Origin of the sequence: Actinobacillus indolicus, from assembly GCF_004519515.1 — a bacterium.
Lineage (GTDB): Bacteria > Pseudomonadota > Gammaproteobacteria > Enterobacterales > Pasteurellaceae > Glaesserella > Glaesserella indolica_A.
Map to the genome: position 1 here is coordinate 474,126 of NZ_CP038145.1, position 24,305 is coordinate 498,430.

A 24,305-nucleotide genomic window follows, 5' to 3' on the forward strand; every position below is an offset into this window, starting at 1 on the left:
TAAAAAACAAGCGGTATATTCATGAGAAAATTTTGCAAAAATTTCTTAAAATCAGACCGCTTGTTGTTACTAAAGCCGAAAAGATATGTGCTTGAGTATTTAGATTAAAATAAAGTAAGCGTTGATATTTATTCAGAGAATGTCGAATTTAAAACAAAATCAACATCTTTTAAAATATTCTCAACATCGCAAGGCATAACAATATCGGCTTCTGTAGAAGGTGCTGTTTCTAAAGGTCGATATTTATGATATGCATAGTTAAGCGAGGCACTTAAAAGCGTCAGATTTTTAGGTAGAGATGTCTGTAAATCTTGATGTAGATGGTTAATATACATATCTAGCTCCTTAAATCGAGTTTCAAGTAGGAAATCATAAATTGCATTATCGTTGTTGACGGTCGTATCTATAATGTATTTAGGATTCCATGATTTGATCATGGTCGGCTCTCCTGAAGAAAGAGAGTCTTTATAATAAGCATATTTTAAAGCACCTTCCACATTATTTTTACCATTTTTAGTTTGAAAATGATATTTTTTAGCATAAAAGAAAAAATGTGCAGCAAACTCACCGCCTGAACCTAAATGATAAATTTCATTAGCAAAAGGTCGATAGTGTTTAGGCAATAGAAATTTTTCTAATTCCCCTGTATGTATATTGATAATGAGATACTCAAGAGAATCGCCCGTTAAAAAATGCTTTTCGGCAATCTTTTGATAATACTCCCTTGATATTATTTTTCTAAAAAGTGCTTGCAAACATACAATAGCATACTCACTACCTGCAAATACGATGATTTTATCATTTACATATAAATACTTAGCAATATAGTGATTTTCAAGGGCTAATTGTCCAAATGGTGTAGACCATAGTCCATCACAAGCAACAAAATCCTTAGGAATATATATTACTGTCGTCATTCTTCTATTTAACTACCCCAAAATGGCTATAAGTGCGTGATGTGGCAATTCGCCCGCGTGGTGTTCTTTGTAAAAAACCTTGTTGAATGAGATAAGGTTCAAGGACATCTTCGATGGTATCTCTTTCTTCACCAATAGCAGCTGCAAGGTTATCTAGCCCAACAGGGCCTCCGTCAAAGCGTTCAATAACTGCAGAAAGCAGTTTTCTATCCATAAAATCAAAGCCCTCGGAATCCACGTCTAACATAGTTAAGGCTTGTTTAGCAATATCAGAAGAAATCACGCCATTGTTTCGTACGTCAGCAAAATCTCTCACTCGGCGTAATAAACGGTTGGCGATACGAGGAGTACCACGTGAACGGCGTGCGATTTCGTATGCCCCTTCTGGCGATAAATTTAAGTTTAAGCAGTTCGCACTGCGGCTCACAATAGAAGTGAGATCGTCCACAGAGTAAAATTCAAGGCGTTGAACGATCCCAAAACGATCACGCAATGGCGAAGTTAAGGATCCCGCTCTCGTTGTCGCACCAACGAGTGTAAAGGGAGGAAGATCAAGTTTAATAGAACGTGCCGCAGGCCCTTCGCCAATCATAATATCTAATTGATAATCTTCCATCGCAGGATAAAGCACTTCTTCAATCGCTGGCGATAAGCGGTGAATTTCATCAATAAACAACACATCATAAGGTTCAAGATTGGTCAACATCGCCGCCAAATCCCCTGCTTTTTCAAGTACAGGACCTGATGTGGTACGGATATTTACCCCCATTTCATTGGCGATAATATTCGCAAGGGTGGTTTTCCCCAAACCTGGTGGGCCAAAAATCAAAAGATGATCTAATGCATCGTTACGCAACTTTGCCGCTTTAATGAAAATTTCCATCTGCTCACGCACTGATGCCTGCCCCACATAGTCCGCAAGCATTTTAGGGCGAATTGCACGATCAATCGTTTCATCTTCATTTTTTGCTGTTGCACTGATAATTCGGTCTGCTTCAATCATAATTCGTTATCTATTTCTTACGTTATAATGCATTTTTTAATGCTTCACGGATAAGCTGTTCGCTTGTCATGCCCGCTTTATTCACTTTCTTAATCATTTTCTCTGCATCGGCTGGCTTATACCCTAATGCAATTAAGGCATCTTGAGCTTCATCTGCAGGATCTTGGCTATCATGTGCCACAACATGATTTGTAGTAGTATGTTCTTCAAAGAAGTCACTCTGCGCCATACCTTTAAATTTGCCTTTAAGCTCCACGAGCAAACGCTCAGCCGTCTTACGTCCAATGCCTGGAATTTTCGTGAGCTTAGCTAACTCTTCTTGCTCTACTGCCGTAGCAAATTGGGAGACAGACATTGCAGATAAAATCGCAAGGGCAAGTTTAGGACCAACACCGTTAGTTTTAATTAACTCACGGAATAAGGTTCTATCTTGTTTTTGTGCAAACCCAAACAATAAATGCGCATCTTCACGCACAACTAAGTGAGTAAAAATAGTCACTTCTTCATTCACTGCAGGCAGACTATAAAAACTCGTCATAGGTAACAGTAATTCATAGCCAATACCTTGCACATCTAGTACCATTTCTGGTGGTGATTTTTCGAGAATTTTGCCGTGAAGTCGTCCGATCATTGTATTTATCCATCTAATATAAAGGCGCTAGAATAGCGGAAAACTGGATAAAATAACAGAGCAAGCGGTGAGATTCTGTGAATTTTTTGCAAAATAAAAGCGGGCATCACACCCGCTTAGCAAAGAAAAAAGAAAGGTTAATCTTTTTTACGTAACACAAGCTGACTTAATACAACCAACGCTAATGAGAAAATAATCATGATGGTTGCTAACGCATTGACTTCAGGTGTTACCCCTGTTTTTACCAAGGAGAAGATTTTCAATGGTAAAACTTCGTAACTCGCACTGGTCACGAAAGAAGAAACCACAACGTCATCAAGTGAAATCGTAAAACTTAATAACCAACCTGAAATAATCGCAGGTAATAAAAGTGGGAATAAGATTTTACGTAAAATCGTAAATTCACTTGCCCCTAAGTCTTTCGCAGCTTCCAACATTTTTGAGTCAAAGTCATTTAAACGTGAAGATACTGTGACTACAACATAAGGTAAGCAGAACGTAATATGAGCAAGTAACAATGACCAGAAGCCTAATGCAACCCCCACTAACATAAATAAGGCAAGTAAAGAAACTGCCATAACAATATCAGGTGACATCATGACTACAAATAACATACCGCCTACGAATTGTTTCCCACGGAAACGGTAGCGATATAAGGCAATCGATGTTAATGCACCAATTAATGTTGCGAAAGTCGCCGCAAAAAAGGCTATGGTAATTGAGTTTGTTGCCGCTTGGATAAGCGTGTCATTGCTAAATAAACGCTCATACCAGTTCCAGCTAAAGCCCTTCCATGTCAAACCATAGCGATCTGCATTGAAAGAGTTAATGACTAAAATGATGATTGGAATGTACAAGAATGCGTACACGACAAACATAAAAAAGCTTTTCAATACGCGATTCATTATTCTAACTCCATTTTCTTATTCATCAGTTTATTTGCACGGTAGTACACATAAATCATTAATGCCATTAAGACAGTTAATGCAATACTGATTGCAGAGCCAAATGGCCAGTTACGTGTGACTAAGAACTCACTCTTAATGATGTTACCCACAAGTAATACTTTCGCACCACCTAATAAGTCTGCGACATAGAACATACCCATTGCTGGAAGCAATACTAATAAGCAACCTGCGACAATACCCGGCATAGTAAGTGGAATAATCACTTTAACAAAACGCTGGAATGCATTTGCACCTAAGTCTTTTGCTGCTTCAAGTAAACGTCCATCAATTTTTTCAATAGACGAATAGAGTGGCAAAATCATAAATGGCAATAGAATGTAAACTAAACCAATAATAACCGCGACTTCCGTATTCAAAATACGAATTGGCTCACTAATGATGCCTAAGGACAATAACGTTTCATTCAAAATACCTTTCACGCCAAGGAAGATTTTCATTCCATAGATACGAATAAGGGAGTTTGTCCAGAAAGGCAATACCACCAAAAAGAGTAAAAATGGACGATATTTTGCCGGTAATTTCGCAATCATAAAGGCAAACGGATAGCCGACAACTAAACAAATAATTGTCGCAATCCCCGCCATATAGAGCGAGTTCCACAAGACTTGTGAGTAAAGTGGATCAATTAAACGTCCATAGCTTTCAAGTGAAAATGAAAACTCAATCAGATTGCTACTGTCTTTGGTCATAAAACTGGTGAACAACACCAGTAAGTTCGGGATTAATACAAAGAAAATTAACCAACCGAAGATAACCGCTACAGTAACTTTTTGAAATTTATTACTAGCAGTCTTCATCGTCGAGTACAACCTCCCAGCCTTCGTGCCATGTTAATGCCACTTTTTGCCCTACTGAGTGATCCATGTGTGGATCATCTTCGTTAAAGAATTCGCTGACTAACACTTTCATTTGGTTATGATCTAATACCACGTTAGATTCAAGTGTCATCCCTTTATAAGTACGATCGCTAATATGACCGATGACCGCTTTTGAACTTTCATTTTCATCCAACTCTTCGATCACAATGTCTTCAGGACGAAGTAACACTTTTAATTTTTGATTTGGACGAACCGGTAAATCGGTATAAATTTCGCAAATACGACCTTCTACATTCGCTTTGACGGTTTTTTCTGTTACACGCTCAATCACCGTTGCATCAAACACGTTAATCTCACCGATAAAGCGAGCAACGAATAAGTTACTTGGCTCTTCATAAATTTCACGTGGCGAACCGTCTTGTTGAATCTTACCTTTGTTCATCACGATAATACGATCTGACATGGTTAATGCTTCTTCTTGATCGTGGGTAACGAAGATAAAGGTAATGCCTAACTGACGTTGCAACTGTTTCAATTCATGTTGCATCTCTTTACGTAATTTGTAGTCAAGGGCAGAAAGTGATTCGTCCAATAATAATACTTTCGGCTGATTCACCACCGCACGCGCAATCGCAATACGTTGTTGCTGACCACCTGAAAGTTGTGACGGCTTACGAGGCGCCATTTCTTCTAAACGCACCATGCGTAACGCTTCCATAACACGAGGTTTGATTTCCGCTTCTGGCACTTTTTGCATACGTAAGCCGAAAGCTACGTTATCAAAAATAGTCATATGAGGGAAAAGCGCATAACTTTGGAAAACCGTATTCACGGGACGTTGTTCTGCATCGATATTCGATACATCTTGTCCATCAAGAATAATTGAACCGTCTGTTAAATCTTCAAAACCCGCGATTAAACGTAATACGGTTGTTTTACCACAGCCTGATGGACCGAGAATAGTTAAAAACTCGCCATCGTTAATTGTAAGATCTAAGCCATCAATAATCGTTTTTTCACCATAACGTTTCGTTATAGAACGAAGCTCAATAATTGGTTTTTGCTCTAACTTTTCCATTGATTTTTGTTTTCCCCCTAGGGCATTGTTGAGAAAATGCAAAAAAGCTGACTAAAAATTCAGCGTGACCGAAACGCAATAAATACGTTCTTGAAATAGCTTGCAATGATATAGCGAATGGGGGGGGAATGAAAGTAAAAATTACACTTTTGGGGAAATTGTTTGGATACAAGCGGTCAGATTTTGCTTAAATTTTGCAATTAGGCGAAATCACTTTCGCCTAACAGCAACGAAATAAGTTATGTTTCTGAAACTACGGGAGGAAATCCCCCCAAATCTTTCAACTTATTCACCATTGCACAAAACAGCTCTGCAGTGCGCTCCGTATCATACAAAGCAGAATGGGCTTGTTTGCCGTCAAAAGGAATTTGTGCCATTTGGCAGGCTTTAACTAAGACCGTTTGACCGTACATAAAGCCAGCCAAGGTTGCAGTATCAAACATAGCAAAAGGGTGGAATGGATCTCTTTTGGTATTAATGCGTTTTACCGCCGCTTGTAGAAATGCCTGATCAAAAGTCGCATTATGTGCCACAATCACAGCACGTTGGCAACCGTTGTCTTTTACTGCTTTGCGTACCATTTTAAACATCTCGGTAATGGCAATATCTTCTGGTACGGCACCACGCTCGGCGTTATCTACATCAATTCCATTTACTTTTAATGCCTCTGGATTGATATTGGCATTTTCAAAAGGTTTAACGTGGCGATGAAATTTTTCATCTAAATGCAAATAGCCGTCGTCGTCCATTTTCAGCGTAATCGCTGCAATTTCTAACAATGCGTCTGTTTGAGCATTTAATCCCCCTGTTTCAACGTCAATCACAACAGGAAGATAGCCACGAAAGCGATTTTTCAATAGATTGTAATTGGTTGCTTCTGTTTCAGCCATTAACCTAACGCCTTTTGTGCATCTTTGTTAGCGATAAATTCGATTTTGTAACCGTCAGGATCTTCTACGAACGCAATCACAGTTTTGCCACCTAACACAGGGCCTGCCTCACGAGTGACCTTTCCACCTGCTTGACGAACCGCTTCAACCGTTGCGTAAATATCATCCACCCCAATCGCAATATGACCATAAGCAGTACCTAACTCATAGCTCTCAACTCCCCAGTTATAAGTCAGCTCAAGCACGGCACTTTCACTTTCATCTGCATAACCTAAAAATGCAAGGGTATATTTATATTGCTCATTTTCGCTGGTGCGTAATAAACGCATACCAAGCACTTCTGTATAGAATTTGATAGAACGTTCTAAGTTTCCTACACGTAACATTGTATGTAAAATTCGCATCGTAAAGCTCCTTAAAAATGGATAAAGACGGCAACATTATTGCATATTCTGAGTTTGAAATCATGACGTGATTCTATTTTTATCTTTTGCCTACGTATTATCTCTCTCAAAATGTTCTTTGATTAGGTAAGTGATTATTCAGGTAATAGGTAATAAGATTGAGAAAATACTCAATTTAAACTATTATAATTGAGAGTTATTCTCGTTTTTTTCGAAATAGCCTTATATTAAAATTAAACTTTATACTTTGGTATTACTCGTATTTTAGGTATAGTCTACCTTCTAATTTAATGAGAGAGTAAATAATGAATTCAGCGGTTGAACATATTATTCACAACCAACGTTCGCTAGAGCGTAAACGTTGGTTCACTGTTATTCTTTTTTTCGTAATCGGCATTATTGGTTTGGTATTTGATATTGTTACAGGACCATCCATGCTACCACTTGGAGAAGTGATTAAAGCACTTTTACATTTAGATAATGTAGATACAACCACGAGTATCATTGTATTTGATCTCCGCTTACCTATGGCATTGATGGCATTGGTTGTGGGGGCAGCATTAGGTGTCGGAGGTGCTGAGATTCAAACATTATTGAATAATCCAATGGCAAGTCCCTATACTTTAGGTCTTGCTGCCGCTGCAGGATTTGGTGCTTCGACAGTAATAGCTTTTGGTGGCTTTGGTCTCCCTTTTAGTTTTGCTGTACCGATTGGTGCATTTGTTATGACAATGTTGGCTTCAGGTATTCTTTTTGTGTTTGCCTCCCTACGTCGTTTCAGCTCTGCTATGCTGGTGTTAGTTGGAATTGCCTTACTTTTTCTGTTTCAATCTCTATTATCATTAATTCAGTTTATTTCTGCACCTGAAGTTTCCCAACAGATTCTGTTTTGGTTGTTTGGCAGCCTAACAAAAACAACGTGGGAAACCCTTAGTGTTGCAACATTGGTAACAGCTACAAGTATACTACTCTTATCAAAAGATGTATGGAAACTGACTGCTTTACGTCTTGGTGAGGAACGTGCGTTGAGTCTAGGTATTAATTTGCAGCTACTACGTTTAAAGACCTTAGTGATTGTTGCAGTTATGACAGCGACATCAATTAGTTTTGTGGGAATTATCGGTTTTATTGGTTTGGTGGCGCCACATATTGCAAGGATGTTACTTGGTGAAGATCAACGTTTCTTTTTGCCTGGCGCAATGTTAGTTGGTGCAGCTTTTTTATCAATTGCTTCTGTCCTCTCTAAGGTGATTATCCCTGGAGCGTTATTTCCTGTTGGTATTATAACTTCTTTTGTTGGTGTGCCATTTTTCTTTTGGATCGTGTTAAGTAAGCGTGGATAGCTCAATGTTATTGTTAGAAAATTTAACTATTCAGCGTGGTACGCAGTGTATTGCTGATGGTATCTATCTGAATTTAGAAAAGGGCAAAGTGTATACTATCCTTGGTCCTAATGGAGCCGGAAAATCATCAATCATTAAAACTATTTTCGGTGAACTTTCTTTTGATGGTTCAATTCGCTACGGCAAAGAAATCTTGACTAAACACAATTTAATAAATTGGCGTAAACGCATAGGCTATATGCCACAAGATACTCAAGTTGATGTTTCACTAACAGCACTTGAAGTTATTTTATTGGGTAGGCTAGATGCTTTACATATGCACGTCGGCGATGAATTATTGCGAGAAGTTGCACAAATTATGGATAAACTTGGCATTGCCCATCTTGCACATAAAGATGTGACACAGTTAAGTGGTGGACAACGTCAAATGGTGATGTTTGCTCAAGTCTTACTACGCAACCCAGAAATTTTGATGTTAGATGAACCCGTTAGTGCATTAGATATGCATCATCAAATTAATTTACTGGAACAAGTGTGTGATTACACCCATCAACATAATCTTATCACTATTGTAGTTCTTCACGATTTAAGCCTTGCTGCTCAATTCTCTGATTGCATCATTTTGCTGGGAGAAGGTAAGGTTCAAGGATTGGGATCGGCACAGCAAGTATTACAGCCGGATACTATCAGTCGATTGTATAAGGTCCACATTGAAATTTTATATGACAGTACAGGCAGCCCTGTTATTCGACCTCTACGAAAATGTCTATCTGATAAGTGTTGCTTGGATCTAAATCTTTAAAAATTGGGCTTACAAGCGGTCAGGTTTAAGCATTTTTTTGCAAAATTACTGCGCAAACTGACCGCTTGTTCAGTTTTATTTCAACTGAATGAAGAACGTCCCTTCTGGTTTAATTGGTAGATACTGTTTATAGAAACTATCATAAGTTTGTTGCGGATTAATATCAGTAAATAACGTTGGATAAAGTGCTTTTGCCATAAATTGTGCACTCGCTAAATCTATTAGTGAACGAGAGGCGGTGTGGTAAAGCCCATAAACACGTCCTGTTTGCACAGCAGGCAGTGTAGACCAACCGGTACGTTGCGTAAAACCTTTTAATCGTTTCTGAGCATCTTCTTCCTTGATGTCAATACCCATCGACATAATTTCACTATTGGTTTTATTTTCCATCTCTGTGCCAGAGATCATAATGACTTCAGGCTTTGATGCGAGTACTTGCTCTGGGTTAATTGGTCCCCAGTTTTCCACAAACGGAGCACTAATGTTATCTCCCCCAACTGTATTAGCAATTGCTCCCCACATATTTTTACCAAAGGTAAAACTATGCTCATTTGGACCTTTATTTCCGAATTCAACATAGATTTTCGGTTTTGGTAAGTTAGCCTCTTTTACTCGACGTTGAATTTCCTTAATGCCGTCAGCATACTCTTTAGCGATTTTTTCAGCACGCTCCTGTGTACCTGCAATTTGCCCAAAAATGCGAGCGCTTTGAGTATGTTTTTCAATAGTTTGAGCATTAAAATCGACAACAACAATCGGAATTCCGGCTTGTTCCAAACGTGGAATTTCACTTGCAATCGTTTGATATTGCCAATCAGCCAAAACAAGTACATCGGGTTTAAGTGCTAGTGTTTTCTCAGTAGAAAAAGTACCCGTATTGATATTTCCTATATCAGCCATATCTTTGAGAGTCGGTATTTTTTCCGCAAATAATGCCCAACTACCGGGATTAAATTTTTCCCAAAACTCACGAGAAATTCCAACTACATTCTTAAAGTTTTCTACTCCGGTTACTGCAATATAATCAGGATAATAGAAGGCTACAACCGCTCGTTTAGCCGGTACATCTACTTTGACTTCTCGTCCGAGTACGTCTTTGATAGTCGTAATTTCAGCATTTGAAAAAGTTGATAAAGAAAATACTGTCATCGCTATTAGGTTACGAAAAAATGCTTTTTTCATTATTTTTACTCCAAAATAAAAAAGAGAAGTGCATTCTACACATACGCCTCCATTTTTACAAATAGAAACTATTCTCAAATAATTTTTTAGGTTTATTTGTAGAAAATAACACTAAACCTATATTTTCTTATAAATTTAGAAGGTAATTTTGCTATCATAGCTTTACTTCAAGTCAATATTATTTTTTTGGTGTTCTATGTCACACGATCACGATACTCCTTCTAAATTAGAAATCGCCACGCACGCTATTTTGCCGTTGGTGACGATGTTATTGATTGAGATGTCGCTCAATCACTATTTTGCACCACAAAATGCAATCTTTGTTTCGCCTTATCTGCTTACCTTTTTTACTGTTTGCTTGATTAGCTTTGTGGTGCTGTGGAAAGGACAAATTTGCCCTGGGCAAAAAGGGCGTTTAACGGCTATTCTGCCGTGGCTCTTGGTCTTTGCGGTAGGAAATTTTCTCTATTCCCTTGCCTTTACCCCGAAACATTCCCCTGCTTTAGTCGCTGGATTTGCTTCTGTTATTCTGCCGTTTATCTATTGGAAATTGCCCAAAGATGAAGATATTTATCGCACAGTGATTTATTGTGGCTTAGGCATCACCGCCATTGGTATGGTGCAATACTTGCTGATTTATTGGTATGAAGTGCCATCGCTGTTTAACTGGATTAGAGCCAATAATTTTGCTCAGATTTTACTCGGCATTTTATTAAGTGGCTGGTATTTAATGCTGGCGAAAAGCCGTTTGGAAGGCTTTTTAAAACTGTTGGTATTGCTGGCACTTGTGGTGTTAATCATCAACTATGTTTGGGTGATTTTCGTGTTATATCAACAACTTGCGATTATGCCTGAAATGGTGATTTATCCTTACTTTATCTTCTTTGGGGTTCAGTTTGTGATTTTGATGATGTTAGCTTGGTTGTTACTCGGTAAACAGGGAAAAAACATCAAAAATCCAACCGCTTGGACGGTCGCAACCTTCCTTGCAATGCTTTATCCTTTGACAAATATTCTCTAAATGTTACGCAGAAGTTTATTGATTATCGGTGCAGTACTTGCCATTTTAATGGCTGGCGGTGCCTCGTTGCTTTCAGGCACTCAATTAGCTTCTGCGATTAATTTGGCATTGCCAACGGGCTGGAAAATAGAAACACTCGACGGCATCGAGCCACATTTAGAAAAAGCCATCTTGCCACAATTTACCCTTTACTATCAAAATTGTCCGATTGTTTCGGCAGATCGCCTTGCGGTGCAATGGCTTGATGAGCAATCTATTCGTCTTAATCAAGCAACCATTGATTATGCCTGCTTATCTCTTTTTCCTAAATCGGAGAAAAGCCAAACTGATCCCACAGAAACCATTAAAACGATCCTTACGTTACTGCCAGAAGGTAGCGTAGAAATTAAATCTTTGGCCTGGAAAAATCTTCCTGATGACATGCACGAACGAGTGAAGGGGCTACTGCAATCGCCAAGTGAAATCAAATTTGCATTTTTTCAGCAAAAACTGACCGCTTACATTAAGCAACAAGCGGTCACATTGGACGCGAATTTTGCAAATCAGCAACTCACCGCACAACTTAGCTATCAGCCGAATAATGATGAGCAACATCACGCAACACTTTCTGCTCAGCTAGATGAACATTTTTTAGCGTTGCCCCAACAACTGAGTTTGAATTATCAATGGAATTTGCCTGAAACCTTGATCGCTGAACCAAGTTTGCAACAAGGTCATTCAACGCTCAGCTGGCATAAACAAGATCAGCAACTTCACGGAAATTGGCAACTACATTCCGCCATAACGCCTGAAAATCAATTCAACTTGCCGTTTCGTTTTGATAAGCAAAGCCTGACGATTGAAAAAGGGAAAATTGACTGGCAACTCTCAAATGATTTTCCGCTCAATGCGTATCTGACCACCACCATTACCCCTAACCGTTTTTCTTTAGATGGGCTTTATCCGATAAAAACGGCGGTTCGTATCAGTCTGCTCACTCAAAATGCCAAAGGGAAAGGCAATGTGGTAATCAGTAGCCCACAAGGGGAAATTCAGCAAGATAGTTTGATTTTGCCACTACAAATCACAGGAAATATCAAACAAGGTGAGCATATTTTGTATAGCACTATTCCTTTAGATGTACGAGGAAAATTTGATGACCTTACTTTACGCTTTCTACAAGGCGCTTTGCTACGTCTAACAGGGACTGAACGTTTTCTCACCATCAACGATTTACGTTTTCCCCTAGCGGGCGTGCGGGTAGATAAACAGGGTATTCACGGGCGTTTACAAGCGATTTTCCGTGGTGAAAGTCCCGATTTTAACAAAATCGAAATGCGGTTGGACGGTTACGCCAATAATTTCAAAGCGGGAGCATTACACTTTTTCCAAGATCCGACCGATAAAAAAGCGGTGAAAGATCAATGGAATTGGCGTTTTTGGGGCAGTTCGCAAATAAAAGCCTTAAACCGACCGCTTGCAGTGTCGGGACGTGGTTTGTGGCATAAAGATTTAGTGCAACTGTCTGAATTTAAAGGCAGTCTGGAGCAGATTCGTAAAAATGGGGTATTTATTCCAAAATTAGAGCTGGTATTAAATGAACCAATAAAATTTGATTATGAGAAATTTTATCTTACAGGTGGCGTAAAACTTTCAGCCTCACAAATGGATTTCGCCTATGGTGGATTATTAGAAAAACCAACGGCTAACTTAAATTTTTACGGCGAAGTGGAAAATCTTAACTTTAGGGGTGATGTTACCGCCAATCAATTAGGACCGATTAAACTCTTTGCTCGCCGAAAATTAACCAATAATGCCAGTGATTTAATCGGTAAACTGTATTGGTCGGAGCAGCCTGCAAATGTATTCCAAAGCCTTTTTCCTTTTAGAAATCAATGGGTCATCACAAACGGCACCATCAAAGGTGAAACGGCATTTAGTGCGAATGCAACTCGTGGGCTGATGGCTGGCGGGCATTTTGCTATTCGCAACGGTGCAGTTTCTCTACCAAGCGGTGAGATCAAGGGCATTGATTTCTCACTCCCTTATCAATACAAACAGGGTGAAGTGGATATCGGTGTGAAAAAAGCCCTTGATGTGAAGATTGACGAGGTGAATATCGGTATTCCGATAACCAATGTCAAAGTAAAAATTCAAGGGCACTTACCCTACACTAAACGTAAGCCCCTGTTTTTACGAGAGTTAAGTTTAAATTTGCTCGGTGGACGTTTAAATATCGAACATTTTGCTCTGCCACAAACGAAAATCGCTTATTTAAAGCTGTTTGATATTCGTTTTGAACGTATTTTAGAATTGGCACAATATCACCAATTGGATTTAACCGGCAAATTCAACGGTGAATTTCCATTTTGGCTGTCGGGCAAACCTTGCTACATCTGCAATGGAACATTGACACAAGCGGATAGATCTTACCTAAAATTTACCCCTGAATTGCTTGAAGCGATTAAACAAGGGGGCTATACGGAACAGATTTTGGCTTATATGGTCAATAAAAGTGAGATTGACGATTTCACCGCAACGGTGAATTTAGACAGCAAAGGCGATATGGATTTATCAGCTAAAATCCATTCTAGATTGACTGAGCATAAACAAGCGAAAGTCAATTTGAATTATAACCATAAAGAGAATATGTTCGACTTGTGGAAATTGATTAACTACGGCTCTCAGTTTGAGCAGAATATTGAACATTCCATTTACCAGCGATTAGATAAGCAATAACCACACTCAGTACATGCCAAAATAAATGGCTCAGAATTATCTAAGCCATTTAATTTATTTAGAAACTTTTCTCAAAACTCAAATAAACCCTATCCCGTTTATACGAATAGAGATCCGCTAAATTTGAGTTCACACGCTGATATTGATAGCTGATTTTCGGTGTAATTCCCCAGAAATGCAGGTTACGATGCCAAAGTGTGACGTTCAAACCTACTTCCCTATCTTTACGAACTTGATTAAAAATGCGGTGAGCTTGGTCAAATTCACGTTTGCCATAACTGAGCTGAATACGGCTGGAAATGCCGCCCCACCATTCCTGCCCCCAACCGACTCGCCCTGTATAACGTCTAGAAGCCAAAGAACGTTCTAATGTTCTATCTCGCAACAAATCTACACCGCCATAGAGATAGCTTTTCGCATTAAAGGCATAAAGTAGCGTAGCGGAACCAAATAATGTTGTGCTATCCGCCAGCTGATTTTCGCCCCGATGTTTGAGCTTGCCCATCTCGCCTGCGGTAGAAAGTTGCCATTGAGAGGTAAGCCAATGTTCGGCTTCAACCCGAACCCCATAGCCGTGATTGTAGCGATGATTGCCATACCAACGCATTTCGTAATAAGGCAAAAAGGCAAGACGACTTTGAGCATTTTGATATTGGTAGCCAAGGCTTGAACGGTTTTGTTGATCGTCAAATTGATGATTATCCCAATAGGATTTTCCGCTAAATTGGTTCTCAAAATGCAGATAATGCGAGCCGCTGACATTCCAATTTTTAGCCAAATTGAGATGATAACTTAGCCCATTTGCCGATTGCGGTAACGCATCTTCCGTTTTCTTAAATGGCACATTCCCCACTCGAACATAAGGCGAGCTTGAGGCATTATTGACGTTGCTTTCGTGTAAATAATTCACACCAAAGTCGAATGACCAATCTGAACGTTTTTGAATAGCGGCAATGTATTGTTCCACCCCATTTGCAATTTGTGGTGGCAATCCGTCCGCTTGTAGCTTACGAAATTGTGCAAGTGCGGCTTCATTTTGCCGATCTTCAAACAACATTTGTGCCAAACGAAAGCGCACAGGCTGAAAATTAGGGTGCTTCGCAATGATGCCACGATAGAGAGCGATTGCCGTTTTATAATCCCCCTGACTTGCCAAAATAATGCCGTTGGCATAATCGATCAGTATCAAATCGGGATTAGGTGTTTGTTGATAAATCCGCACCAGTTCAGGCAATAAATGAAATTGTCGGCTATCAATCGCCCGATTTAACATTTGACGAGTCAGTTCAGGCTTACTAATAAGCTCTTGGGTTAAAGTGATTTCCCCATTATGTGTAGATTTCTCTGAAAAAATAACCGCTTGTGTTGGCAAGGTTGGTTCGGCGGATTTGATTTCCAATTCGGGGTTTGCGTTTGCTACTAGGGGGATAAAAAGGGTAAGGGGTAAGTGTTTTTTCATTTTGAATTTTTTATTTAATCAAGTATTGTTTATTTATTCTTATAAATATATTGTAGGAACCGTAGGGGCGGGGTTTATCCCCGCCCGTTGTAATATTGATATTTTCGGGTGGGGATAAACCCCACCCCTACGAAATATTTCTGAATGTCATTTATAAAATGAAAAATGGTATATTCATAAAATTTAAGTATGTATGATTTATTTTCACAAACATATTGTAGGAACCGTAGGGGCGGGGTTTATCCCCGCCCGTTGCGATATTAATATTTTCGGGTGGGGATAAACCCCACCCCTACGAAATATTTCTGAACATCATTTATATAATTACAGATGATATATTCATAAAATTTAAGTGAGTATGATTTATTTATTCTCACAAACCTATTGTAGAAACCCCACCCCCACGAAATTTTTTCTGAATATCATTTATAAAAACGGTCTAAATGCCATTGCAACGGATTATTATCAATATATTCCCAAATTCTAATAAAGTCTTCTTCATTGCGAATGATATGTTCATAGAAACTTCTTTGCCATAAGGGCTGATATATTTTAATTTCTTTATTCATTTTATCTCGATAGTATTTGGTCGTAATACCTTTAAATATTCTTACTACATCAGATAAATTAGCATTATCTTGATTAAACCAAATAAAATGTAAATGATTTGGCATAATTACATATTTGGGGATTTTACTATTAGGATAAAGGTCTATTAGTTTATTTAATGATAAATCAATAAATATACCAATTTCATTTAGACTCACTTTTCCATTTATAATTTCTCCAAATATATGCTGTTTATTCTTAGTGCATATTGTTACGAAATAACAGCCATATTGAGAGTAATCATAATGTGCTAATCTCATATTATTTCTACGACGAGGATAATTTGTAGTCATATTTTTCTTTCTATAATGGTAATAAGAAATAAAAATTTGACTTATTTATAGCCTCGTGTCTAGAAAGAAAATTTATTTTTTCGATTCTCATCACAAAATTAGCAAGAAATGTTCGTAGGGGCGGGGTTTATCCCCGCCCGTTACTTTGTAATCGTTGGTTAAGCCAATATTCGAATGTAACAGACAATTTATCTTATACAAAAAATATATTACAACGGGCGGGGATAAACCCCGCCCCTACGATCAACTATTGGCGTTTTCCACCAAAAGATGTTTGTCCGCCAAGGTTATTAACAGAACCTACGACTTCTTCAGCATCAGGACCAGCAAAGAATCCAATATACTCACCAGTTCGGATTCCGCCACTCTTTCTTGTCGTTTTAGCTACCCCACTAAATCCCATATATGGCATATCGATATATTGATTAGCGACTGACGAACCAATAACGCCTTGTTCTAACTGGATATCCGCACGCCCATTCTCACGTTCAGTAATAGCCCCTTCTACCGTATTTTGAGCAAAATCAGCAGTTAAAGAAAACTTAGCTTTGGTTACCGATCCACTACGATCACTATCATTGTTATAGTTACGATCTAGTGCTAATCCCGTATAAGTTGCAGTAATTTGATTTTGAATGGCTGATGATTTGTTTGCATCCGTTGGGATAAATACAAAATCATTGCCTGACCAGTATGGAGTATCAAAAGATACATTTTCAGGAATAAATTGCTCATAACTTGAATATGCTTGGTTAATAAAATATGCTTTTCCAACATTTATACCATCATCATTAACAACATCAATTTGTCTTACATCATCTGATTCTGGATATTTAGAAAGATCTATTTTTACTGAACTTCTACCAATTGTTACTCGTTGTGAGACATTTGGTTCATTTCCCCCTAAATAACGCCAAGTAGAGTCCCAATAAAGTTGTTTTTCTTGTAATTTTGCTAATTCAGCTTTTGCTTTTTCTACATCTTGTTGAGCTATTGCTAACTCTTGAGCAGCTTTATCTGCAGCCGCTTGAGCTTTGGCTTGCTCTGCTGCTGTTGCTGCTTTGGCATCTTTAACCGCTTGTTGTGCTGCTGCTAAATCTTGAGCCGCTTTATCTGCCGCCGCTTGCGCTTTTGCTTGCTCTGCTGTGGTTGCGGTCTCGGCATCTTTAACCGCTTGTTGTGCTGCCGCTAAATCTTGCGTGGCTTTTTCTGCCGCAGCTTGAGCTTTCGCTTTTTCTTCTGCAGTTGCATTTTCAGCATCTTTTAAAGCTTGCTGTGCTTTTGCCAATTCAGCCTCCGCCTTTGCTTTAGCTGCTTCACTTGCTTTTACTTTTTCAGACGCTTGGTTTGCATTATCCTGCGCGGATTTAACCGCTTGTCGCTCGGCTTCAACCTGTTTTTTCAAAACTTCAATTTGCTTTGCCTGTTCGGGGTTATCATTCGACGCAGATGAGCCGCCACCGCCTGAACTACAAGCTGTTACACCTAATGAAACTAAAATCGCCATTGCTGTTGTTTTAACTGACAAACGCATAGAAAGCCCTCATTTTAATGTGTTATTTAAGTAAAATATGTGTAAAATACGAACTATTCTAAAGTAGGTATTTGTATTATACCAACAACAAATTGTGTAGTGAATCTACTCAATTTGTGGGTGGAAAAAGAAAGAGAGGAATGATTTGTGAGTGTAAATGAGAAAATCCGTATGGTGCGTGAAATGAACCAGTGGTCATAGGAAGAAATGGCTGAAAAAATGAATATGTCCACCAACGGTTACGCTAAAATTGAACGTGGTGAAACCAAGCTCAATTTGCATAAACTTGAACAAATCGCTCAAATTTTTAATATTGATGTATTAGAACTAATGAATAGTGAAGGGAAAGGTGTTCTATTTTTAATGAATGAGCACGCCAATAATACTAACTATTATGGAAACCCAGAAAACCTTACCGCCGAAATCGAGAAACTAAAGCTCACCATTGCCCATAAAGATGAAATGTTAGCTCAGAAAAATGAAGAAATTTCAGCATTGAAAGAGATTATTTCGTTATTAAAGAAAAAAGATGATTAAATAAGACCAAATCCCCTAAAGAATGAAAGTCATATACTCCCTTTTTGCAATTTTTTGTTTAAATCTAACCGCTTGTACACCTAAAGTACAGCTTGAAACACCGCCTGAAGGCATTACGATTAATATGAATGTGGTGCTGGATCACAAAATTGAAGTGCAGATGGATGAGAAGTCCAGAGCGGTGATCAAAACTATTGATAATACAGAAGCCAAAAAGTAACCGCTTATTGAAAGCTCAACAAGCGGTCACTTTCTCTTAATTTTTTACAAATTAACTTCCAATTTATCGTAAGCACATCTCACTTTTTCAAGGGCTTTTTCGACATTTTCATCACGAGCCAAAATCACTCCTAAACGACGATGCCCGTTCACTTCCCCTTTACCGAATAAGCGTATGTTGGTATGTGGCTCGGCTAACACCTTTTCTAAATTACCGAAGGTCACTTGAGTTGATTTTCCTTCCACCACAATAGCTTTTGAAGCTGAAGGACTGATTAAAGTAATCTCAGGAATTGGTAAACCCAAAATCGCACGGGCGTGTAGGGCAAATTCAGATAATTCTTGGGAAATCAGCGTTACCATACCTGTATCATGCGGACGTGGTGATACTTCGTTGAAAATGACTTCATCACCACAAATAAAGAGTTCAACCCCGAAAATACCCCGTCCACCTAATGCGGTGGTAATTTTTTCAGCCACATCTTGTGCTTTTTTCAGTGCAGTTTCAGACATCACTTGCGGCTGCCAAGATTCACGATAATCGCCATCAATTTGGATATGACCAATCGGAGCTAAAAAAGAAGTACCGTGAATATGGCGAACAGTCAGTAAGGAAATTTCATAATCAAATTGGATAAAGCCTTCTACAATCACTCGACCGCTACCTGCTCGCCCACCTTGTTGTGCATAATCCCACGCTTGTTGAATATCCGCTTCGGATTTTACAACACTCTGCCCGTGTCCAGATGACGACATAATTGGCTTCACGACACAAGGAATGCCGATTTCGTGAATAGCTTGAGTAAATTGCTCAAAGCTATCCACAAAACGATAAGGGGATGTTTTTAGTCCTAATTCTTCTGCTGCCAAACGACGAATGCCTTCTCTGTTCATTGTAAGTTTGGTCGCTTTTGCCGTAGGAATAACGTTATAGCCTTCTTGTTCAAGTTCTACTAAGATATCGGTCGCAATCGCTTCAACTTCAGGCACAATAAAATCAGGTTTCTCTTTTTCAACCAATTCACGTAATGCCTTGCCGTCTAACATTGAAATCGTATAGGCACGATGTGCCACTTGTTGAGCTGGAGCATTCTCATAGCGATCGACAGCAATGACTTCCACGCCTAAACGCTGTAATTCAATCACTACTTCTTTACCTAATTCACCAGAGCCAAGCATCATCACTTTGGTTGCTTTTGCCGTTAATGGTGTGCCTAATGTTGTCATAATTGTGTTCCTTTTATTGAGAATTTAGTCGCATTATAACAAAAGCAAACGTTTGCGTTTAGTTTTTTTGTAAGAAAAAAGGACAAAGTGAAACCACTTTGTCCTAACTACTAGCAGTAGATTACTTTTTCCACCCCTTCAACGCATCTGCAAAAGCATTGTTACCAAAACTTTGACGTTCAGGCTTTTGCGAGCGGTCGGATTTGCCAAATTCTTTGCGTTTCTCACCGCTTGTATCACGTTTATCCGTTGGTTTATCGTCCAAACGCATCGTTAAGGCAATACGCTTACGAGCCACATCAACTTCTAATACCTTCACTTTGACTACGTCACCCGTTTTCACCACTTGGTGCGGATCTTCAACAAAGCTGTTCGACAACATTGAAATATGCACTAAACCGTCTTGATGAACGCCAATATCCACAAACGCGCCGAAGTTCGTTACGTTAGTGACAGTGCCTTCTAAAATCATACCGACTTTCAAATCGCTGATTTCTTCTACGCCGTCCATAAAGATCGCCGTTTTGAACTCACCACGAGGGTCACGCCCCGGCTTTTCAAGTTCTTTGAAAATATCGTTTACCGTTGGCAAGCCAAACTGTTCATCAACAAAATCTTTGGCATTCAAACTATGAATTTTCGTTGAGTTCCCCATCAACTCACCCAAGGTAGAAGCGGTTGCCTGTAAGATTTTTTCCACCACAGGATAGGCTTCTGGGTGAACACTTGAGGCATCAAGCGGATTTTTTCCGCCTAAAATTCGCATAAAACCAGCACACTGCTCAAAGGCTTTTGGTCCTAAGCGAGCGACTTTTTTCAGGTCAGAACGAGAATTAAAACGCCCATTTTCATCACGGTAAGCCACAATATTTTGAGCCAAGGTTTTCGTCATACCCGCCACACGCGCAAGCAATGGTGCAGAAGCGGTATTTAAGTCCACACCCACCGCATTTACACAATCTTCGACCACCGCATCAAGTTTACGCGCCAGTTGTGACTGATTAACATCGTGCTGATATTGCCCTACGCCAATCGCTTTAGGTTCAATTTTCACCAATTCCGCCAACGGATCTTGCAAACGGCGAGCAATCGACACCGCACCACGCAAGGATACATCAAGCTCAGGGAACTCTGCTGCCGCTAATTCTGAAGCCGAATAAACCGATGCCCCTGCTTCACTTACCACCACGGTTTGCGGTTTATTCTCTTTGATCTCTTTAATCACTTCTTTGGCAAAACGCTCCGTTTCACGAGAAGCCGTGCCGTTACCAATCGCAATTAAATCAACATTATGCTGTTTAATCAGCTTATAAATGGTCACCATTGCTGCGTCCATCTGTCCCGTATGCGGATAAATCGTGGCGGTATCTAATAATTTGCCCGTATTATCTACCACAGCCACTTTCACCCCAGTACGCAAACCTGGGTCTAATCCCATCGTATTTCTTGCCCCTGCCGGTGCAGCCATTAATAATGCGGATAAATTACGCGCAAATACATCAATTGCTTCTTCTTCCGCTTTTTCTCGCAATGCCCCCATTAATTCCGTTTCAAGGTGTAACAACGCTTTGATTTTCCACGTCCACGCAATCACCTGCGAACGCCAACTGTCTGCTGGTTGCTGGCGAAGTTGTACACCTAAATGCTCACGAATAATCTCTTCACAATAACTTGAACGGCTACCTTCTTCCGCATCAGGATCAGCATTCAAATTGAGCGACAAAATACCTTCATTACGCCCACGGAACATCGCTAATGCACGGTGTGACGGCACATTTTTCAACGGCTCACTGTGAGCAAAATAGTCACGGAATTTCTCGCCTTCTTCTTCCTTACCTTCAATCACCTTCGCTTCAAGAGTGGCATTAGCGGTCAGATATTGACGTAATTTTGCAAGCAGATCTGCATCTTCGGAAAAACGTTCCATCAAAATATATCTTGCCCCATCAAGTGCAGATTTCACATCTGCCACACCTTTTTCTGCATCTACATAGGCTTCAGCGACTGTTTCAGGCACTTGGCTAGGATCGTTCCAAAGACTGTCAGCCAACGGTTCAAGCCCTGCTTCAATCGCAATTTGCCCACGAGTACGGCGTTTTGGTTTATACGGCAAATAGAGATCTTCAAGCTCCGTTTTACTCTGCGTTTGTTCAATTTTTTCACGCAGTTCATCGGTGAGCTTGCCTTGCTCTTCAATGGATTTCAAAATAGTTTGACGGCGGTCGTTTAGCTCACGCAAATAGAGCAAACGTGTTTCAAAATGGCGAAGTTGAGTATCATCCAATCCACCTGTTACTTCTTTACGATAACGGGCGATAAATGGAATAGTATTCCCCTCATCAAGTAAGGTCATCGCTGCAAAAATTTGTTCAGATCGTACCGCTAATTCTGCGGCAATAATTTGGCTGATTTGGTGGTTTAAAACATCAGTCATTGTTTGTTACTTCCTTTATTAAATGAGGATTTTTTATAAAAAGGGACTATATTTAACGCCATACTTGCGCCGACAATTACAATCCCTGCAAAAACAAACTGCATGGGGGAAATAGTTTCACCCAACAACAGATAAGCAATAAATGCGGTCGAAATAGGCATCAGTAATTCAAGCACTTGGTAAGTGATAATGCCTTGTTGCTGAATTACATGGAAAGTGAGAACCATGCCAGCGCCTATCGCATAAATACCGACTAAAATCAAACTAACTAATAAGAACGTGGAAATCTGACTAAGTTCGGATAATTTGCCACTTTGTTGGCTAAATAAGAGGCTTAATATACCTGCAGTAAATGAGGTGAGAAAACTTAACGTGAAAACATTTATCTGATTATTCACAAATTTCACCATTAAATTTTGTACGTTTCGGATTAAAATAGAGAGCAATAAGAAAAAAGAACCCAGTAGAAAATATTCCCCTACTTCGATCTGTTTGCCATACCAGACAAAGCCTAATGCTCCTAAAATCGTCAATAAACTCCCGAACCAAAAGGTTTTATTTTTGAGCTTTTGCCGTTCATCTTGGAAGAAGATTCCAGCGACAGCGATCCCAAAGGGCATCGCCAAAACCCCAGAAACAGAGGCTGTCACTGCATTCGTTAATGCCACACCTTTCAGCCAAAAGTACATATTGCCGCACATCATCACGCCCATTAGCACACCAATCAGGGCTAATTTAGGTTTTTCGATTAATTTACGGAAATCATAGCGGTGCTTTAACCAAATTAATCCGAATAACACCAATCCGCCCACCGTAAACCGTACCCCATTATTGTTTAACGCATCAATATGTAGACTGAAATAGCGAAGAAAGACAATGTTTAATCCAATGGCAAGCACATAAAGAAGATTAAGGATCAGGGGATTTTTTAACATAATCGGTATAAAATAGCGAGAGATACGCTATTTTAGCGGTAACCACACTAATTTCAAATAAAAAGGGCGATATGAAACAATTTGATGCAATTATCATCGGTGCTGGGGCGACAGGTTTATTTTGTGCAGCACAGATTGGACAAGGGGGAAAATCGGTACTGGTGCTGGATAACGGCAAAAAAATCGGACGAAAGATTTTAATGTCGGGCGGTGGCTTTTGTAATTTCACCAATTTAGATGTCACTCCCAACCATTATATTTGCCAAAATCGCCATTTCGTCAAGTCAGCACTGGCTCGCTATACCAACTGGGATTTTATTTCCCTTGTGGCAAGCTATGGCATTTGTTATCACGAAAAAGAGTTGGGGCAACTGTTCTGTGACGAAAGTTCGCAACAGATTGTCGATCTGCTACAAGCTGAATGTGAGAAAGGCAACGTGGATATTCAGCTTCGACAAGCGGTCAGTTCCATCGAAAAATCTGCAAATTTTTTCCACATTCAGACCGCTTGCGAAAGCTACCAGACGGAAAATCTGATTATTGCCACAGGCGGTTTGTCAATGGCAGGCTTAGGGGCAAGCCCATTCGGTTATAAAATTGCCGAGCAGTTCGGTATTCCCGTTATCCCTGTTCGTGCAAGCCTTGTGCCGTTTACTTGGAAAGAGAGTGATAAGATCTTCGCCACTTTATCCGGTATCGCTTTACCCGTTAGCGTAAGCAACCGCAATAAAACCTTTAGCAATCAAATGTTGTTTACCCATCGTGGCTTATCAGGACCTGCTATTCTACAAATTTCAAACTACTGGGATTTGGGTGAAACGGTGGAAATTGATTTACTGCCATCCGCCTCTATCCTTGATATTTTGAACGAACTGCGTCAATCTTCGCCGAAATTGCAGTTAAAAACCGTATTATCTCGATATTTACCGAAAAAACTAGTCGAACTGTGGATTGAGCAACAGATGATCAAAGATCAGATCATCGCTCAACTGAACAAAGCTGATCTTGCCTTTTTAGATCACTTTATTCATCACTGGCAGTTTTTACCCAACGGCACCGAAGGATACCGTACCGCTGAAGTCACAATGGGTGGCGTTGATACCGATTATATTTCATCCAAAACAATGGAAGCGAAAAACGTTCAGGGGCTATATTTTATCGGTGAAGTGCTTGATGTAACAGGCTGGCTTGGTGGTTATAATTTCCAATGGGCGTGGTCATCGGCGTTTGCTTGTGCGGAAAGTATTTTAGAAAAGTAACAAGCGGTCAGATTAATAAAAAAT

At 39.6% G+C, this 24,305-nt stretch carries 22 protein-coding genes; 7 read left to right on the plus strand and 15 right to left on the minus strand.

All coding sequences use genetic code 11. From position 1 onward, the window contains the following. Window positions 1–128: 128 nt before the first annotated feature. From EXH44_RS02245 to gloA, 8 genes are all read right to left on the minus strand, one after another. Window positions 129–917: a hypothetical protein gene (locus tag EXH44_RS02245; RefSeq protein WP_162856090.1), complete on the minus strand. Its 789-nt coding sequence runs from the start codon at window positions 915–917 to the stop codon at window positions 129–131. Between the two features lie 4 nt (window positions 918–921). After that, window positions 922–1,920 (minus strand): Holliday junction branch migration DNA helicase RuvB, encoded by a 999-nt coding sequence (ruvB, locus tag EXH44_RS02250; RefSeq protein ID WP_162856091.1) that lies wholly within the window; start codon window positions 1,918–1,920, stop codon window positions 922–924. A 22-nt stretch (window positions 1,921–1,942) separates the two neighbouring features. After that, window positions 1,943–2,551, minus strand: a complete 609-nt coding sequence (gene ruvA, locus EXH44_RS02255; RefSeq protein WP_162856092.1) for a Holliday junction branch migration protein RuvA — start codon at window positions 2,549–2,551, stop codon at window positions 1,943–1,945. Between the two features lie 137 nt (window positions 2,552–2,688). Beyond that, complete coding sequence (gene potC / locus EXH44_RS02260) at window positions 2,689–3,456, minus strand: spermidine/putrescine ABC transporter permease PotC (protein WP_135672912.1); 768 nt, start codon at window positions 3,454–3,456, stop codon at window positions 2,689–2,691. Beyond that, window positions 3,456–4,316 (minus strand): spermidine/putrescine ABC transporter permease PotB, encoded by an 861-nt coding sequence (gene potB, locus EXH44_RS02265; RefSeq protein ID WP_162856093.1) that lies wholly within the window; start codon window positions 4,314–4,316, stop codon window positions 3,456–3,458. Before potB ends, potC begins: the two co-directional genes overlap by 1 nt. Continuing rightward, window positions 4,303–5,415 (minus strand): spermidine/putrescine ABC transporter ATP-binding protein PotA, encoded by a 1,113-nt coding sequence (potA, locus tag EXH44_RS02270; RefSeq protein ID WP_162856094.1) that lies wholly within the window; start codon window positions 5,413–5,415, stop codon window positions 4,303–4,305. The genes potB and potA overlap by 14 nt, the downstream gene beginning before the upstream one ends. Window positions 5,416–5,654: 239 nt before the next feature. Then, window positions 5,655–6,305 (minus strand): ribonuclease T, encoded by a 651-nt coding sequence (gene rnt / locus EXH44_RS02275; RefSeq protein ID WP_162856095.1) that lies wholly within the window; start codon window positions 6,303–6,305, stop codon window positions 5,655–5,657. Continuing rightward, window positions 6,305–6,709: a lactoylglutathione lyase gene (gene gloA / locus EXH44_RS02280; RefSeq protein WP_005710446.1), complete on the minus strand. Its 405-nt coding sequence runs from the start codon at window positions 6,707–6,709 to the stop codon at window positions 6,305–6,307. Before gloA ends, rnt begins: the two co-directional genes overlap by 1 nt. Before the next feature lie 305 nt (window positions 6,710–7,014). Between gloA and EXH44_RS02285 the strand changes: the two genes are divergently transcribed. Together EXH44_RS02285 and EXH44_RS02290 are read left to right on the plus strand one after the other, a co-directional pair. Then, window positions 7,015–8,052 (plus strand): FecCD family ABC transporter permease, encoded by a 1,038-nt coding sequence (locus EXH44_RS02285; protein WP_425266852.1) that lies wholly within the window; start codon window positions 7,015–7,017, stop codon window positions 8,050–8,052. Window positions 8,053–8,056: 4 nt separating this feature from the next. After that, a complete protein-coding gene (locus tag EXH44_RS02290) occupies window positions 8,057–8,854 on the plus strand; it encodes an ABC transporter ATP-binding protein (RefSeq protein WP_135675121.1) in 798 nt (265 codons plus the stop codon). A gap of 75 nt (window positions 8,855–8,929) precedes the next feature. On the opposite strand, the gene EXH44_RS02295 is transcribed toward EXH44_RS02290, so the two are convergent. After that, a complete protein-coding gene (locus EXH44_RS02295; RefSeq protein ID WP_162856096.1) occupies window positions 8,930–10,036 on the minus strand; it encodes an ABC transporter substrate-binding protein in 1,107 nt (368 codons plus the stop codon). A 196-nt stretch (window positions 10,037–10,232) separates the two neighbouring features. Between EXH44_RS02295 and EXH44_RS02300 the strand changes: the two genes are divergently transcribed. Both EXH44_RS02300 and EXH44_RS02305 read left to right on the plus strand, forming a co-directional pair. After that, the gene (locus tag EXH44_RS02300; protein ID WP_162856097.1) at window positions 10,233–11,057 is read left to right on the plus strand and encodes a hypothetical protein; all 825 of its coding nucleotides are present in this window, start codon (window positions 10,233–10,235) and stop codon (window positions 11,055–11,057) included. Continuing rightward, the gene (locus EXH44_RS02305) at window positions 11,058–13,775 is read left to right on the plus strand and encodes a YdbH family protein (protein WP_162856098.1); all 2,718 of its coding nucleotides are present in this window, start codon (window positions 11,058–11,060) and stop codon (window positions 13,773–13,775) included. A gap of 58 nt (window positions 13,776–13,833) precedes the next feature. Here the strand turns inward: EXH44_RS02305 and EXH44_RS02310 are convergent, their stop codons facing one another. From EXH44_RS02310 to EXH44_RS02320, 3 genes are all read right to left on the minus strand, one after another. Then, a complete protein-coding gene (locus tag EXH44_RS02310; protein WP_162856099.1) occupies window positions 13,834–15,234 on the minus strand; it encodes a surface lipoprotein assembly modifier in 1,401 nt (466 codons plus the stop codon). Between the two features lie 422 nt (window positions 15,235–15,656). Continuing rightward, window positions 15,657–16,136 (minus strand): REP-associated tyrosine transposase, encoded by a 480-nt coding sequence (locus EXH44_RS02315; RefSeq protein ID WP_162856100.1) that lies wholly within the window; start codon window positions 16,134–16,136, stop codon window positions 15,657–15,659. Between the two features lie 247 nt (window positions 16,137–16,383). Then, entirely contained in the window at window positions 16,384–17,670 is a 1,287-nt protein-coding gene (locus EXH44_RS02320; protein WP_162856101.1) for a transferrin-binding protein-like solute binding protein, read from the minus strand. 207 nt (window positions 17,671–17,877) lie between these two features. Here EXH44_RS02320 and EXH44_RS02325 point away from each other — a divergent pair, with 207 nt between their 5' ends. Both EXH44_RS02325 and EXH44_RS02330 read left to right on the plus strand, forming a co-directional pair. Next, a complete protein-coding gene (locus EXH44_RS02325; protein WP_244238739.1) occupies window positions 17,878–18,207 on the plus strand; it encodes a helix-turn-helix domain-containing protein in 330 nt (109 codons plus the stop codon). Window positions 18,208–18,229: 22 nt separating this feature from the next. Continuing rightward, a complete protein-coding gene (locus EXH44_RS02330; protein WP_162856102.1) occupies window positions 18,230–18,427 on the plus strand; it encodes a YnbE family lipoprotein in 198 nt (65 codons plus the stop codon). A gap of 44 nt (window positions 18,428–18,471) precedes the next feature. Here EXH44_RS02330 and purT read toward each other — a convergent pair whose 3' ends face one another. The 3 genes from purT to EXH44_RS02345 all read right to left on the minus strand — a co-directional run bounded on the left by purT (window position 18,472) and on the right by EXH44_RS02345 (window position 23,022). Next, complete coding sequence (purT, locus tag EXH44_RS02335) at window positions 18,472–19,653, minus strand: formate-dependent phosphoribosylglycinamide formyltransferase (protein WP_162856103.1); 1,182 nt, start codon at window positions 19,651–19,653, stop codon at window positions 18,472–18,474. 121 nt (window positions 19,654–19,774) lie between these two features. Then, window positions 19,775–22,087 carry a Tex family protein gene (locus EXH44_RS02340; RefSeq protein WP_162856104.1) on the minus strand — a complete coding sequence of 771 codons (2,313 nt, stop codon included), beginning with the start codon at window positions 22,085–22,087 and terminating at the stop codon, window positions 19,775–19,777. After that, the gene (locus tag EXH44_RS02345) at window positions 22,084–23,022 is read right to left on the minus strand and encodes a DMT family transporter (protein ID WP_162856105.1); all 939 of its coding nucleotides are present in this window, start codon (window positions 23,020–23,022) and stop codon (window positions 22,084–22,086) included. The genes EXH44_RS02340 and EXH44_RS02345 overlap by 4 nt, the downstream gene beginning before the upstream one ends. 71 nt (window positions 23,023–23,093) lie before the next feature. Here EXH44_RS02345 and EXH44_RS02350 point away from each other — a divergent pair, with 71 nt between their 5' ends. Beyond that, window positions 23,094–24,281, plus strand: coding sequence for a BaiN/RdsA family NAD(P)/FAD-dependent oxidoreductase (locus tag EXH44_RS02350; protein ID WP_162856106.1), 1,188 nt, complete (start codon window positions 23,094–23,096; stop codon window positions 24,279–24,281). The last annotated feature ends 24 nt before the right edge of the window (window positions 24,282–24,305 follow it).